The sequence below is a fragment of the Stenotrophomonas sp. YJH_SMC_16 genome (genome assembly GCF_059367875.1).
The window spans coordinates 463985-479256 of record NZ_JCAFRH010000003.1 but is presented as its reverse complement, the minus strand read 5'-3'; the positions used below and the strand labels follow the sequence as shown (position 1 = coordinate 479256).

Annotated in this window: 12 protein-coding genes and 1 pseudogene; 5 read left to right on the top strand and 8 right to left on the bottom strand. The window is 64.9% G+C overall.

Annotated elements, in window-relative coordinates; all coding sequences use genetic code 11:
• Window positions 1-229: 229 nt before the first annotated feature.
• Window positions 230-871 (bottom strand): hypothetical protein, encoded by a 642-nt coding sequence (locus AC5P6E_RS09845; RefSeq protein ID WP_241888494.1) that lies wholly within the window; start codon window positions 869-871, stop codon window positions 230-232.
• A 147-nt stretch (window positions 872-1018) separates the two neighbouring features.
• Between AC5P6E_RS09845 and AC5P6E_RS09840 the strand changes: the two genes are divergently transcribed.
• Window positions 1019-2320 (top strand): MFS transporter, encoded by a 1302-nt coding sequence (locus AC5P6E_RS09840; protein WP_313269397.1) that lies wholly within the window; start codon window positions 1019-1021, stop codon window positions 2318-2320.
• Here AC5P6E_RS09840 and AC5P6E_RS09835 read toward each other — a convergent pair.
• From AC5P6E_RS09835 to AC5P6E_RS09820, 4 genes and pseudogenes are all read right to left on the bottom strand, one after another.
• A complete protein-coding gene (locus AC5P6E_RS09835) occupies window positions 2301-2762 on the bottom strand; it encodes a bacteriohemerythrin (protein WP_004151683.1) in 462 nt (153 codons plus the stop codon). The genes AC5P6E_RS09840 and AC5P6E_RS09835 overlap by 20 nt on opposite strands.
• Window positions 2763-2847: 85 nt before the next feature.
• Window positions 2848-4191, bottom strand: a complete 1344-nt coding sequence (locus AC5P6E_RS09830; RefSeq protein ID WP_010486178.1) for a diguanylate cyclase — start codon at window positions 4189-4191, stop codon at window positions 2848-2850.
• Between the two features lie 95 nt (window positions 4192-4286).
• Window positions 4287-5840 (bottom strand): MASE1 domain-containing protein, encoded by a 1554-nt coding sequence (locus AC5P6E_RS09825; RefSeq protein ID WP_019337134.1) that lies wholly within the window; start codon window positions 5838-5840, stop codon window positions 4287-4289.
• A 122-nt stretch (window positions 5841-5962) separates the two neighbouring features.
• Window positions 5963-6106: pseudogene (locus AC5P6E_RS09820) on the bottom strand (diguanylate cyclase response regulator); the annotation flags it as partial.
• Window positions 6107-6363: 257 nt separating this feature from the next.
• Between AC5P6E_RS09820 and AC5P6E_RS09815 the strand changes: the two are divergent.
• Entirely contained in the window at window positions 6364-6819 is a 456-nt protein-coding gene (locus AC5P6E_RS09815) for a hypothetical protein (protein WP_235652111.1), read from the top strand.
• 159 nt (window positions 6820-6978) lie between these two features.
• Here the strand turns inward: AC5P6E_RS09815 and AC5P6E_RS09810 are convergent, their stop codons facing one another.
• Entirely contained in the window at window positions 6979-8571 is a 1593-nt protein-coding gene (locus AC5P6E_RS09810) for an MASE1 domain-containing protein (protein WP_029550724.1), read from the bottom strand.
• 224 nt (window positions 8572-8795) lie between these two features.
• Window positions 8796-10073 (bottom strand): NAD(P)/FAD-dependent oxidoreductase, encoded by a 1278-nt coding sequence (locus AC5P6E_RS09805; protein ID WP_019337137.1) that lies wholly within the window; start codon window positions 10071-10073, stop codon window positions 8796-8798.
• Between the two features lie 161 nt (window positions 10074-10234).
• Here AC5P6E_RS09805 and AC5P6E_RS09800 point away from each other — a divergent pair, with 161 nt between their 5' ends.
• The 3 genes from AC5P6E_RS09800 (at window position 10235) to AC5P6E_RS09790 (ending at window position 13591) form a co-directional block, all read left to right on the top strand.
• Entirely contained in the window at window positions 10235-10996 is a 762-nt protein-coding gene (locus AC5P6E_RS09800) for a gamma-glutamyl-gamma-aminobutyrate hydrolase family protein (protein WP_019337138.1), read from the top strand.
• Window positions 10993-12390, top strand: coding sequence for a glutamine synthetase family protein (locus AC5P6E_RS09795; protein WP_019337139.1), 1398 nt, complete (start codon window positions 10993-10995; stop codon window positions 12388-12390). Before AC5P6E_RS09800 ends, AC5P6E_RS09795 begins: the two co-directional genes overlap by 4 nt.
• Window positions 12391-12481: 91 nt before the next feature.
• Window positions 12482-13591: a polyamine ABC transporter substrate-binding protein gene (locus AC5P6E_RS09790; RefSeq protein ID WP_010486170.1), complete on the top strand. Its 1110-nt coding sequence runs from the start codon at window positions 12482-12484 to the stop codon at window positions 13589-13591.
• A gap of 20 nt (window positions 13592-13611) precedes the next feature.
• Here AC5P6E_RS09790 and AC5P6E_RS09785 read toward each other — a convergent pair whose 3' ends face one another.
• Complete coding sequence (locus AC5P6E_RS09785; protein ID WP_019337140.1) at window positions 13612-15030, bottom strand: NAD(P)-binding domain-containing protein; 1419 nt, start codon at window positions 15028-15030, stop codon at window positions 13612-13614.
• Between the last annotated feature and the right edge of the window lie 242 nt (window positions 15031-15272).

Sequence of the window (15272 nt, the reverse complement as noted above, 5' to 3'; positions counted from 1 at the left end):
ATCGACGTTCGTGTGCGGGATGGGGATCGCTCGACTCGTCTGTCGGCTGGTATCCGCAGATGCATGCTTGACGGTCCCTCCACCCTGGCTCCTACATACCGCGTAGGAGCCGGGAGGAACATACAAGCCATGCTCGACTGCCGTTCGTTTTTCTGTAGCGCCGAGCCATGCTCGGCTGCGTCTCGGCAAGAGCAGTCGAGCATGGCTCGACTCTACAAAGGCGTGCCCGCTACCGGCAGCGGGTGCTCACCTGCAGCACTGCCGCACGCAGCATGTCGCGGTCGGCTTCTTCGACGGCGTTCTGGAAATAGTCCATGTCCTGCTTGCCCAGCTCGCACGGGTCGACGATGTACCCCGGTGGCCACAACCCCAGCAGCTGCGCCACGCCATGCACGATCTGCTCGGGGGTCATCTGCCGACGGATCCGGAAGTAATTGCGGCGCGGCCCGAACGCGGGATGGACCTCGCGCCGACCGATCAGGCGTGGCGCCACGCCCGCCGCGCTGATACCGTCACCGCCATCGATGCTGCCCGCAGGCAGGTCCAGCATCAGTGGCGCCGGTGCAGGCGGTTCCTCGGACGCGGGTGCAATGGCATCCGTGGGTGCAGCCGGGGTCGGGCGTGGCGCTGTCGAGGGGGCCGGACGCGTTGCCTCTGCGGTGGGGTGTGCCGGGCGTTGTTGCGTCGGCACGGGTTGCTCCGGAGGTATCCAGCGCAATGAAATCCTGGAACCTTCCTCGCTGCGCAGCGTCATCCTGCCACTGCCCAGCAGCCACACTGCCATCAACCCATGCACCAGCAGCACCACCAGCCATGCCGCCATGCGCGGCAGCTTCGGCGAATCGGACCACGACAGCGCGACTGCAGTCATTGGCAAAGCATCCATGCAGGGACCGGTGGCGCAGCCTAGCGGGCGGCAGGAAAAAATTCGTTGGCATCGGTGTCGGCTGAAACCATCGCCCCGTGTGGCCATCGGCCCGTGGCAGAATCGGACGATCCGCCGTTACCCGTGTTGCCGATGTCGACGATCACCGCTGCCGCGCCGCCCGTGAATTCCCCCAGTCGAGTTCTGCTGGCCAGCCTGATCGGCACCACCATCGAGTTCTTCGATTTCTACATCTACGCCACGGCTGCAGTGCTGGTGTTCCCGCACCTGTTCTTCCCGGACAGCAGTGAACAGGCGGCGCTGCTGCAGTCACTGGCAACGTTTGCGGTCGCGTTCATCGCGCGCCCGGTGGGCTCGGCGGTGTTCGGCCACTTCGGTGACCGCATCGGCCGCAAGGCCACACTGGTGGCCGCGCTGCTGACCATGGGCCTGTCCACGGTGCTGATCGGCCTGCTGCCCACCCATGCCCATATCGGCCTGTGGGCCCCGGCGCTGCTGGCGCTGTGCCGCTTCGGCCAGGGTCTGGGCCTGGGCGGGGAATGGGGCGGGGCGGTGCTGCTGGCCACCGAGAACGCACCGCCGGGCAAGCGCGCCTGGTACGGCATGTTCCCGCAGCTGGGCGCACCGCTCGGCTTTCTGCTGTCGGCCGGCATCTTCCTCGTGCTTGGCCGCTGCCTGAGCCAGGACGACTTCCTGCAATGGGGCTGGCGTATTCCGTTCGTGGCCAGCGCGCTGCTGGTCGGCCTTGGCCTGTGGGTGCGCCTGAACATCCACGAGACACCCGATTTCAAGAAGGCACTGGAGCGCAAGGCGCCGGTGCGGCTGCCGATGTGGACCGTGCTGCGTGATCATCCGGTGCCGATGCTGCTGGGCACCCTGGGCGCGTTCGCCACCTTCGTGCTGTTCTACCTGATGACGGTGTTCAGTCTCGGCCATGGCACTGCGGTGCTGGGCTACAGCCGCGAGCAGTTCCTGCTGATGCAGATGGCCGGCATGCTGTTCTTCGCACTGGGCATCCCGCTGTCGGCGCGCTATGGCGACCGGTGGGGCACGCGGCGCACGATGATCGTCGCCAGCGTACTGATCGTCGGCTTCGGTGTGCTGTTCGCGCCGCTGTTCCAGCCGCACAGCCCGTGGCTGGTCACCGGCTTTCTGTGCCTGGGCCTGTTCCTGATGGGCTTGACCTACGGCCCCTGCGGCACCTTCCTGGCCGAGATCTACCCGGTGGAGGTGCGCTATACCGGCGCGTCGCTGTCATTCAACCTGGCCGGCATCCTCGGTGCGGCGCCAGCGCCGTACCTGGCCACCTGGCTGGCCGAACGCTTCGGCCTGGTCGCGGTGGGCTACTACCTGTGCCTGACCGCGGTGGCGACCCTGTGCGCGCTGGTGGCACTGCACCGGCGCGCGCTGCAGCTCAACCAAAGAAGCGCTTGAGCGTGCGCCCCAGCCAACCGCCGCCCTGGTGTTCGCGGGCGAACTGGTTCAGGTGCGCCTTGACCTGTTCGGCATAGGCCTGGTCATCACCGCGGATGTGGTTGAACAGCCAGCGCGAGAGCATGGTCCGCAGTTCATCGCTGATGTCCTCGCCGGCCTGGAAGCGCATGCGGTATTCCGATACCCGCTTGATGAAGACCTCATGCACGCGCTTGTGCGCGGCACAGAACGGATAGCCCGCTTCCTCCATCAGCTCTTCCTCGAACGCGAAGTGCGACATGGTGTAGTCCACCACCTCATCGATCACTTCACCCACCGCCGCACGCTGCATGCTGGCCTGGGCCACGTGCAGGTGGTTGAGCATCTCGATGATGCGGCGGTGTTGTTGGTCGATCACATCGATGCCGATGTTCAGATCGTCCTGCCAGACCAGTAGTGCCATCCCCGGCTCCCCTTCATGCGTATGTCGGGGCCGACTGTAGAACTGCCGCGCGGGTGCGGCGTTGATCTGGATCAAAGCGGGCCGTTCAGGGCAGGGCAGGCTCGCGCGGGCGCAGCGGGCTGGCCACCGTGGTGCAGCTGACCCGGTTGCGGCCACCGGCCTTGGCCAGGTACAGCTGGCGGTCGGCTTCGGAAATCAACCGGTGCAGCGCATCGCGCTGCGGGCGCAGGCAACACAGGCCGATGCTGACCGTCATGCGCAGGGTGGCGGTGCCGATGTCCACTTCCAGCGCGGCGATGCGCTGGCGCAGTTCCTCGAAGTACAGCAGCGCCTCGTCCTGTTCCATGTCCGGCACCAGCAGGCAGAACTCCTCGCCACCGAAACGTGCGATCAGGTCCTGGCTGCGCGCATGTGCGGCCACCGCGCCGGCCACCGCACGCAGTGCATCGTCGCCGGCTTCATGGCCATGGGTGTCATTGATGTGCTTGAAGTGGTCGATGTCGATCATCGCCACCGCCACGCACTGGCCATGCAGCTGCAGCTGCGGCAGCTGGCGCTGGCTCTGCTCCAGGAAGCAGCGGCGGTTGGGCAGGCCGGTCAGGAAGTCGCGGGTGGCCAGATCCTGCAGGGTGCCGATCAGTTCCAGCTGGTCCACGTTCTGCGAGACGCGGCAGAAGAATTCCTCGCGCGAAAAGGGTTTTCGCAGGAAATCGTTGGCGCCGTTCTTCAGGAAGCGCGGGATCAGCGAGGCATCGGTATTGCCGGAGATGCCAATCACCGCCACCTTGTCGCGCGAGCGCAGGGTGCGCAGGCGACGGGTGAACTCCACGCCCTGCATGCCGGGCATTTCCTGGTCGACCACCGCCAGGCGGATCGCCGGGTGCGCCTCGATCGCAGCCAGGCCCTCGTTGCCGTCGGCGGCTTCATGCACCTCATGGCCGTACATGCGCAGCAGGGCCGCAGCATAGCCACGCGCGGACGGCGAATCGTCCACCACCAGCGCGGCGATGCGGCGGTTGCGTTCCAGCCGCTGCACCAGCCACACCAGGTAGTCGATGCTGCCGGGGGTGTTCTTCAGCACGTAGTCGATGATCTGCTGCTGCAGCACGCGCTTGCGCAGGTCCTCGTCGTACACGCCGCTGACCACCACCGTTGGCAGGTCGCGCTTCAGGAAGAACTCGACCACCGCATCACGGTCGCCGTCGGCCAGCACCAGCCCGGTCAGCACCAGGAACCAGCCGCCACCTTCGCCGAGCAGGCGATCGGCCTCGGCGAGGGTGGAAGCGATCACCACCGGCAGTTCCAGACGCTGTTCGATGGCTTCGCGCAGCATGCCGGTGAACGCACGGGAATTTTCGACCAGCAGGATCCGCTGTGGCAGGGGATCGGCCAGGTCGCCATCGACGGCGGCCTGCGGCAGGACGGGCATGATGCGGTGGCTCACGAAGGAGGGCTCGGCACGGATAGCGGCGGTTTCGGGTGTAACTTTAGCGGCGAACGTTGCGCGCTGGGCCAGATTCCGTGTCAGGCCGCCGCTGGCGCCGCGAGGCTGATCGATTCATGCAGGACCAGTCGCAGCCGATTGCCCCGGCAGTTGACCTTGCCGCCGTAAGCAAGCATTCGACCGGCCAGGCGCTCGACGGCCTGGTCGGTGGTGCGTGCCGACAGCGTGCAACCACGGTCGAGCAGGCTCACGACAGCAACGATGCCGCGACGTCCGCCCGCCCGGCCACTTCGGGCACGCACGCAGACCTGCCCGGTCTCCAGCTCCAGCAGCAGTGACACCGCCTCGATCAAGGAGCGATAGATGGCCAGTTGCAGATCTACAGTCAGCAGACAAGGGTTACCCGCCAGCCTGGGCGGAATGACGCGATGCGTGTTGTTCCAGATCTCGCATGCGCCGCCTGCTTGCAGCGCGATGTACAACCCGACCTGCTCCAGCCCGGTGGGGTAGACCATGCTGGCCTGCTCGCGGAACAGACGTGAGTGCACGGATGACGCGTGTTGCAGGCTGTTCGCCACGGCATGATGACCCTGATCCTTCAGCCAGCTGACCATCTCGCTGAGCGAACTGTCCATGCCCTCGCCTAGATGCTTCAGATGGGCCGCGCGTTCACGCAGCTCACGCTCGCTGGTCTGGTGGGAACTGCGTGCCAGACGCAGGGCGTTCCGTTCAGCCTGCCAACGGGCCTGTGCGCGTTGATGGTGATAGCTGATGCTGGATCCGAGTGCGAGCAATGCGACGCTGATCACAGCCATGTTCTGTTGGGTGGCGAACGTACCGAGGTCGAAAGAGGAGGGCAGGCCGGTACTGGGCGTAGCGCCGTGAAGTGGGAGATTCAACAGCGGAATCGCGATGGCAGCGCCACGCCAGCCATGCATGAAGGTCAGGGCGATGGCAGGCAGAGCCGCCAGCAGGACAAGGTGTGTGCGGGTGGTATGGGCGCTGCTGTCTGTCAGTTGCATGCCCAACCCCAGTATCAGCATCGCCAGGATCGCCGCAGCTGTAGGCGCGACAAAGCGGGTGCTCCAACTGGGATCCACGTGCCGCTGCGCCCAAAGAAAGGCCAGTGGGAGCAGGGTAATGATGGCCGCGAAGTGGCCAAAGATCGTTCGGTCGACCGCGTCCAGCAGGTTGCTCGGCGGAGGATTCGACCAGAGGACATATGAAATGCTCAGGTTGAGAGCCGGGACGAACAGTGCCGTGCAGATCGACAACGACAGCAGCCAGAGGCCGGTGGCTGCCTCGGACGGCATTCTCCTTCGATGCAGGTAGACCACCAGCATCGCCATCGGCATCAGCAGTGTCGAAGCCAGAATGACCCAATCCAGGCCATAGGAGTCGATCATAGGAATGCGCAGCGTTGCGAAGTACGCATACTCGCCCAGCAGCAGGTAGGGCCACAGACGGGTCGGGACGATCAGCAGCGCCGCTGCCCGGATACCTGCGGGCAGGAAGAACTGATCCAGCGAGAACTGACGCGATATGAGGCAGCTGGCAGCATAGGTGGCGGCCAGCACAAGACCGACCGGACGGATCCGGAAACTCAGTTCAATTGCCTTCTTGAATCGGTCCAAGTCCGAACCTCTCGTCTCCCGGCCAATAATGGCTGGCTACTTCCGCAGACACTATCGACAGTTGGAGATAGGTGCAATCGAGGTGTCTGGCCCCCCTCTGCGCTGCCATCGGCCGCTTCTCATACATCGTGACCGTACACGCGCAGTAGCGTGGCGGCTTGGCCACGTGCGGACGGTGAATCATCCACAACCAATGTGGCGACGCTCTGATCGCGTTCCAGCCGCTATACCAACCATGCTTGGCGGTTGATGTTGTTCGGCGTGTTATCGTCGCGAGCAGCATGCCTGCGAACGCACCCGGATGTTCACCGGCACGGGGCACCGTGGTCGCCATCGATAGCGACCTACAGCAAGGCAGGCTTGGGGCGCTGGCTCGATTGCAAATTTTTTTGGACAGGTATCGGCGGTTTCGGGCGCAACGTCAGCGGGGAATGGGTTTGAATGGCCCCAGCGGATTATGTCCGACAGACGCTACGGAGTGCGCCCCGGCATATGCTAATGGAATTGGGTAGCATCCTTCATGATGCAAATTGCATCCAACCTGGAGGTCAGTGTGAGAAATTCACGAATTCATGCATTTGCTGGTGCGTTGATGTTGGTGCCGTTGTCTGTGTTTGCTTTAGCCCCGGGTGATGACCATGGAGTCAAGATGGCTGCCCGAGGGCTCGGTCAGTCGGTTCCGCTGGCGGAAAACCTGAGCGTGGATCCCGGTTGGCTGGTCTACGGGTTCGAGCGCGATGGCATGGATTATTTCCAGGTGAATGATCTCGCGGGGCGCGTGCACATTGTGATCGGCAATGCTGCTGGAACGTTCTGGGTACTGCCTGCAGGTGATCCATCCGCAAAGGTATCGTTGCCGGAACAGCGCCTGCCTGTTCCCAGTAAGGGCACCAGAACGGTTATCTATCGGGCTGCTTCATTCACGCTTGTCAGATATGCGAGCGGAGCTGATACGTTGTGGGCGGTAGAGGCACCTTAATAGGGCCTGCTGCCGGGATATCGGCGAGCCTCAGCATCGGATTGCATGGGCGCCCGGTGCTCGCCGGGTGCCCGTGACATCCTGGAACAGGGTGGTGTGGGACATGCTGATGCCATTTCACTGCTTTGGCTCGATCCGGTCGCTTGATTGTGAAATGCACTACTGCAGCGCAGAAGGTGCGGGACAGCTGTACGGCGATGGATTGCCGGGCGCGGTCTCAAGATTGGTTTCGCGGTCGAGGAACAGAATCCTGACCCGGTTGCGATAGCAGTCAACGGTCCCGTCATAGGCGAGGGTTCGCCCGGTCAGTCGCTCGAACGCGGTCATGGTTGTCTGCTGGGAAAGGCGCCCATGCGGATCCAGCAGTGACACGACCATGAGGATTCCGCGCCTTGAGCCCATTCTGCCGCATCTGGCACGAATGCGAATTTGACCACCTTCATGCTTGAGAAGAATGGAGACCGCATCAATGAGTGTCCGGTAGGCAGCCAACTGCAGTTCCACGCTCAGGTTACAGGGGTCACCTTTCAGATCCGGGCGAAGAACGCGCTCCGTCAGCTTCCATGACTCACGGATGCCACCAGCCTGCAAGGCCACGTAAAGCCCAAGGTGCTCCAAGCCCGAGGGATAGACCATGCTTGTCTGTTCGCGAAACAGCCGCGAATGGACATTTGAGGTATGCAAAAGGCTGCTGGCCACTGCGTGATGTCCATGAGCCATGAGCCAGTTGGCCAGTTCAACCAGCGAAGTATCGATGCCGTCGCCGAGCTTGCGAAGATGCAGGGCGCGTTCACGCAGCTCCATCTCGCTGGCTAATTGCGAGCTCCTGGCAAGATGGATAGCGTCCCTTTCCCCCATCTCTCGCAGTCTGTAGCGGTGGTAGAAGTGGGTAATGCGTGACCCGAGCAGTAGCAATGCGATGCCGCTGATCGCCATGATCTGCTGAGTGATGAAGGCCGCTGGATCGAATGCGGTTGGATGGGTGTTGGGCGTGGTCAGACCGATAACCATGTTGAGTGTCGGAACTGCAAGGGCAGCGCCCTTCCAGCCGTACAGGCAGGTAAGCGTGGTCGCTGGGAGTGCCAACAGCAGCAGGAACGTTGCCTTCAATGCAATCCACTCTGTGGGCAGTTGAGTCGCAGCTATCCCGATCAGCAGCATCAATGAAAGTGATGCCAGCATCGGGACTTTTCTTAGCGCGCTCCACTGCTGCTCCACGTCCTGTCGCGCCCACAGCATGGCGATGGGGGCTACCGTCAGAATGCCGATGAAGTCACCCACACTGTAGCGAGCCGCATTGGTCAGGAAGGGCGTGGATGGGGGTGTCGGCCAAAGTAGATGGGAAAAGCTCAGGTTGAGCAGAGTGATAACGACACTGGAAGCGGCGGCAATCAGCAAAAGGCCGATCGTCTGCGATTCTGCCATCAGCCGCCGTTGCAGCTTCACAATCAGCATCACCGCTGGCATGAGAAACGCGGAGGCAACGATGACCCACGTCAGGCCGTACTTCTCGATCATCGGCACGCGGGATTGTGCAAAGTACGCATATTCGCCCAACAGCAGATAGGGCCAAAGGCGTGGCGGGCACAACAACACGGCTGCCACCCGGATGCCGGCTGGTAAATAGAACTGATCAAGCGACAACTGTCGGGTTGCCCAATAAGCAACTGCATAAAGCAAGGCCAGCATCAGGCCAGCCGGTCGAATGCGCACCTTCAGCAACAATCCTTCTTTCCACCAGTCCAATCGCACGTCCCCCTCTCCTACGTGTCCCCTGTCAGCATCCATTCGCCGCGGGGCCCGGTTTTCAGGACGGTATCGGTCTGCGAACGATTATGCAATTGCGCAGCTGCGCATTTAGGAATCTGACGAGCCGTCCATCACAGATGTTGCGTGAAAATCTGTGACGCGTGCGGCACGATGAGCGCTCCGATGTGTTCTTCAGAACGTTCCATACACGCGTAAATGCAGGATGTTCACCACAACGCATCCCGCAGCTTGTACCACGACATCGCCGCCACCAGCAGCGGCGTGCGCAGCAGCCGGCCGCCAGGGAAGGGGGCATGCCGCAGGCGCTGGAACACGTCCAGGCGCTCACTCTGGCCTGCAATGGCGGCGGCGATCACCTCGCCGGCCAGCCCGGCGGCGGCCACCCCATGGCCGGAGAACCCCTGCGCGAAGTACAGATTGCCGTCCAGCCGGCCCCAATGCGGGGCGCGGTTGCGGGTAATGTCCACATAACCGCCCCAGACCTGCTCCAGTGGCACGTCGGCCAGCTGCGGGAACACCTGGTGCATGCGCCGCTGCATCACCCCGCGCAGGCCGGGTGGGGGCAGTGCTGAATAGCTGGCACGGCCACCAAACAGCAGGCGATGGTCGTGGCTGAGACGGAAGTAATCCAGTGCCCAGGCGGTGTCGGCCACGGCCATGTTGTTGCCGATCAGGGCACGGGCGCGCTCGGCACCCAGCGGCGCGCTGGCGCCGATATAGGTGCCGACGGGCATGATCCGCCGTTCCAGCTCGGGCAGCAGGCCCTGCAACCAGGCGTTGCCGGCCACCACCAGTTGCGCAGCGCGCACGCTTCCCTGCGCGGTATGCAGGGTGGGCTGCGGTCCGCGCTGCACGCGGGTCACTGCGGAGTTCTCATGGATCACCACGCCGGCCGCACGCGCCGCATCGGCCAGTCCGCGGGCATAGGCCAGGGGCTGCAGATGCGCGCTGAGCGGATCGAACATCGCGGCGCGGTAGCGTGGGCTGTCCAGCTGTGCGCGCAAGGCATCACGGTCCCACCACTGCATGGGGTAGTGGTAGTGGCGTTGCAGATGCTCGCAGTTGGCCTGCAGGTCGCGCTCATGGCGTTCGCGGATGGCGACGCTGGCGTGGCCTTCCACCCAATGGCAGTCGATGCCGTGGCGATCGATGCGTGTGCGCATTGCCTGCACCGCGTCGCGTGACCAGTCGAACAGGTGGCGCGCATCATCACGACCGAGCTGACGCTCCAGCTCGTCCACCTCGCAGCCATAGCCGACCAGCGCCTGGCCACCGTTGCGACCGGACGCGCCCCAGCCGATCCGCTGCGCGTCCAGTACCACCACGCGCTGGCCACGGGTAGCCAGTTCAAGTGCGGCGGTCAGGCCGGTATAACCCGCGCCGAGCACTGCGACATCGGCCTGAACCTCACCCTGCAGCGAGGGCAGTGCGGGCGGTTCTGGCAGGCTGGCGGCGTACCAGCTGGGCGGGAAGGCGGCGCTCACCGCGGGCCTCGCGGGCGCAGTGCGGGAGGGGGGAGCGGGGGAGGACGATCAGCATTCACCCGAGTAGTTTCGCCGATGCGTGACAGCCATGGTGTGACGGCGACGACTTGCCGCCTTCGCCGGGCGACGGGTAACGTGTCGGCACGTCAAGGAGTTTTTCCATGCGCCGCCTGCCCTGGGTGGGCCTGCCCACCGACAGTACCGTGCTCGGCCATCACCGCTTCGCGGTGGCCGGCGAGAAGTACGTGCGCGCGCTGGCCGAGTCCGCCGAAGTGACCCCGGTGGTACTGCCGAGCCTGCAGCCTCCTTTGCCGGCTGGCGACTGGCTGCAGGGGCTTGATGGCCTGCTGTTGACCGGCGCGGTCAGCAACATCGAACCGCAGCACTACGAGGGCGGTCGCAGCTGGCCGGGCAATCCGCATGACCCGGCCCGTGATGCCAATGCGTTCGCGTTGCTGCGTGAGGCTTTGGCGCAGGATGTTCCGGTACTGGCGATCTGCCGCGGCTTCCAGGAACTGAACGTCGCGCTGGGTGGCAGCCTGCATCCGCAGGTGCATGCGGTGCCGGGCCTGTCCGATCATCGCGAAGACCCGCAGGCGCCGGTGGAGGTGCAGTACGGACCGGCCCACGCGGTTACCCTGGTTGCCGATGGCTGGCTGGCGCAGTGGCACGGCAGTGACCGGGCGCAGGTCAATTCGGTGCACGGGCAGGGCATTGCCCGCCTCGCGCAGGGTCTGCAGGTCGAGGCCGTGGCTGATGATGGACTGGTCGAGGCGGCGCGCAGCCTGCACCATCGTTTCGTGCTCGGCGTACAGTGGCACCCGGAGTGGCGTGTCATGCAGGCGCCGTTCTATCACGCTATTTTCCGTGCGTTCGGCCAAGCTTGCCGGCAGCACCAACAGAACCGACTGGATTCCCGATGAGTTCCCGAACGCGCCCGCGCAAGACGGCCACGCCCCCCGCACCGCAGGAAAGCAGCCTGCTGCGCTGGCTGAAGGAGCGGCGCATCACCGAGGTCGAATGCCTGGTGCCGGACATCACCGGCAACGCGCGCGGCAAGATCATTCCCGCCGACAAGTTCTCGCACGACTACGGCACGCGGCTGCCCGAAGGCATCTTCGCCACCACCGTCACCGGCGAGTTCCCTGATGACTACTACGAGCTGACCTCGCCGTCGGACTCGGACATGATGCTGCGCCCCGATCCGGACACGGTGCGCATGGTGCCGTGGGCGGCCGATGCCACCGCGCAGGTCATCCACGATTGCTACACCAAGAACGGTGAGCCCCACGAACTGGCACCGCGCAATGTGCTGCGCCGGGTGCTGGCAGCCTACGCCGAGCTGGGCCTGCGCCCGGTGGTGGCGCCGGAGCTGGAGTTCTTCCTGGTGCAGAAGAACACCGACCCGGACTTCCCACTGCTGCCACCGGCCGGCCGCTCCGGGCGCCCGGAAACCGCGCGGCAGTCGTACTCGATCGACGCGGTCAACGAATTCGACCCGATCCTCGACCTGATGTACGACTACGCCGACGCGATGAAGCTGGACGTGGACACGCTGATCCACGAATCCGGCGCAGCGCAGCTGGAGGTGAACTTCACCCACGCCGATGCGATGGACCTGGCCGACCAGGTGTTCCTGTTCAAGCGCACCATGCGCGAGGCAGCGATGCGCCACGGGGTGTATGCCACCTTCCTGGCCAAGCCGATGGAGAACGAGCCGGGCAGCGCCATGCACATCCACCAGAGCCTGGTGCGGGTGAGCGATGGCAGCAATGTGTTCGCCGGCGAGACCCATGCCGAAGGCGAGTTCAGCCCGGTGTTCGGCCACTACCTGGGCGGCCTGCAGAAGTACGTGCCGCAGGCAATGGCGTTCTTCGCGCCGAATGTGAATTCCTATCGGCGACTGGTGTTCGGCGAGGTCTCGCCGAGCAACGTGCACTGGGGCTATGACAACCGCACCTGCGGGCTGCGCGTGCCGCTGGACACGCCTGAGAACATGCGCGTGGAAAGCCGCTTCGCCGGCTCCGACGCCAACCCCTACCTGGCGATGGCCGCGACCCTGGCCTGCGGCCTGCTGGGCATCCGTGAGCGGCTGGCACCGGACGCACCGGTCACCGGCAGTGCCAAGGAACTGGGCTACAACCTGCCGCGCTCGCTGGGCGAAGCGCTGGACGGGCTGGAGCAGTGCAGCGAGCTGCAGGCGCTGCTGGGCGAGCGCTTCTGCCGCGCCTACATCTCGGTCAAGCGCAAGGAATACGAGACCTTCTTCCGCGTCATCAGCTCGTGGGAGCGCGAGTTCCTGCTGCTGAACGTCTGAGCATCTGGAATAGAAAAATCCGCCGCCGGGGGGTAGGCTGGCACCCGTTGCCGGCCCCGCCGGCCCCCCTTTCCGCATTCTGGAGCACCCGATGAAGCTGCGTATCCTCACGCTCGGCCTGGCCTCCGCCATGCTCGCCGCCTGCAGCGGTGGCAACGGCGGCGCGCAGGACAGCCAGGTCCTGAACGTCTACAACTACAGCGATTACATCGCCGAGGACACCATCCCGACCTTCGAGAAGGAGAGCGGCATCAAGGTGACCTACGATGTGTTCGACAGTGATGAGATGGTCGAGACCAAGCTGCTGGCCGGCAACAGTGGCTACGACGTGGTGGTGCCGACGCTGAACTTCTTCGGCCGCCAGATCCAGGCCGGCGTGTTCCTGCCGCTGGACAAGAGCAAGATCCCGAACCTGGCCAACCTCGATCCGGCGGTGATGAAGCGCATCGCCACCCAGGACCCGGGCAACCAGTACGGCGTGCCGTACATGATCGGTACGACCGGCATCGGCTACAACGTGGATATGCTGAAGCAGCGCTTCGGCGGCAGCACCGATATCGCCAACAGCTGGGATCTGGTGTTCAAGCCGGAGAACATCAGCAAGATGAAGGACTGCGGCGTGACCATCCTGGACACGCCGGCGGACATGATCCCGATCGCGCTGCATTACCTGGGCCTGGACCCGCACAGCGGTGACCCGGCCGAGCTGCAGAAGGCGGCCGACCTGCTGAAGTCGATCCGCCCGTACGTGCAGAATTTCCACTCCTCGCAGTACGTGGGTTCGCTGGCCAACGGTGGAACCTGCCTGGTGGTCGGCTGGTCGGGTGACATCATCCAGGCCCGCGACCGCGCCGAGGAAGCCAGCAACGGCGTGCACGTGGCCTATTCGATCCCGAAGGAAGGCGCCCCGCAGTGGTTCGACATGCTGGCGATCCCGAAGGATGCCAAGCACCCGGAAGCCGCGTACGCGTTCATCAACTATCTGCTGCAGCCGAAGGTTGCCGCGGCCAACACCAACTTCATCCACTACGCCAACCCGGTGCCGACTGCGACCCCGCTGGTGGATGAGGCGATCCGTACCGACCCGACCATCTACCCGCCGGCCGATGTGGCCGAGAAGATGTTCACGTACTCGATCAACACGCCGGAGACCGACAAGCTCTACACCCGGTTGTGGACCGAGGTGAAGACCGGCCGTTAAGCCGGTCTGGCGCCGCCGGGTCATGCCCGGCGGCTCCCTTGCCCTGCGCCGGAACCGGTACTCCCGCTTCGGCCCAGGTGCCGCAGGATGGCCGGCAGCAGGTCGCGTGCATCACGGCCGCCGTTGCACAGGAACGACGAACTCATCCGCTGCAGGTTGTGCATGCCGATGAAGAACAGCCCCGGCTGCGGGGAAACGCCGAAGTCGCCAAGCGGATAGCCCTGTGCATCCAGCGCGCCCTGCACGTCGAGCCAGGGCCATTCGGCGACGAAGCCGGTGGCCAGCACCACCGAACGAATGCCTGCGGCCTGCAGATCCAGCGCGCATGGCGACGGTTCCGGCTCCCAGTGCAGATAGACCTCTTCGGGAATGTAACGGGCATCGTCGGTGCGCGGTTCGGGCCGCGTGGCGTAGTACGCGCTGGCCAGCGAATCGAGATAGGCATACTCGGCCCGAGTGGCCTCGATCGCGGTGCGCAGCTGCGGGCGGACATCGGCAAAGCGGGCGGTGTTTCCACTGAATTCCTGCAACCGGCCCAGCAACCTGATGCCTGCGCGGTGCATCGCCAGCAGGCTGATCGAGCTGCCCCGGCCGCCGCTTCCCTTGCCCGAGATCAGCGGAAACTCCGCGGTGCGGGCCCTGCGCAGCGCATCCGGTTCTCCGGCCAGTACGGCGGCCGCTTCACTCACATGCTGGTGGATGCGCCCGGCCATGTCCCACCAGGTCATCGAGTCCTTGCCGCGCAGCCGGCGGGTGTGCGAGTGACGCTGGGCCAGTGACCAGTACACGCTGCGACCGCTGTCGCGCAGGTCCTGGGCGATCTGCGCGCCGGACTGGCCGCCGCCGATGACCAACACCGCGCCCTCGGGTAGCAGGCCGGGACTGCGGTAGTCGCTGGAGTGCAGCACGGTGAGGCCTGGTGCGGGCGCGAATGGGACCCGGGGCATCCGCGCGCGACGGTATTCACCGGTGGCGACCACCACCGTCTGGGCATGGATCGGCCCCTCGCTGCTGTCGATGGCATAGCCACCGGACTCGGGCCCGACCCGGTGGACCACGCACCCCTCGCTGATCGGCAGGGAACGCTCGTGGGCATACTCGCGGAGGTGCCGGATCACCTCCGGGGCGCCCATGAAGCCTTCCGGGTCATCGCCGGCATAGGCATGACCGTGCAGGGCCATCGTCGCGTTGGCGGTGTTGGTCTGGAACGACTCCCAGCGCCGTTGCCAGCTGGCGCCCACGGTTTCGGCCTCCAGCACGCGATGCTCGACGCCGGCCTCCTGCAGGAGCGCGCTGAGCGACAACCCGGCCTGGCCGGCGCCGATGATGACCAGTGGCAGCCTTGCAGGCAGGGAGCCCGGCAGGCGGGGCGGGAAGGGGGAGGGGCTGTCCGCGGAAATCACCAGTGTGGGTCCATGCAAGGCCTTGATCCGGGGCATTGCGCGGGGAATGTCCCGGGCCTTCAACACATCCGGTTCTGAAAATCGTTGCAGATCGGGCCAACGCCCGTGGCGCCTGGCCGGGATGGCCGTAGGGTCGTCCAGGGGAGCCCAGGCCTTGGAGCGGACAGGCCACCATGGCGGGGGAAAACCGACACCCCTCGGGACCCCGAGGCCGGCCAGCGGCCGCTGCCACCTGCCTCCGTCATATCCCCTGCGGCCCCCGGCCGTTAGAATGGCGG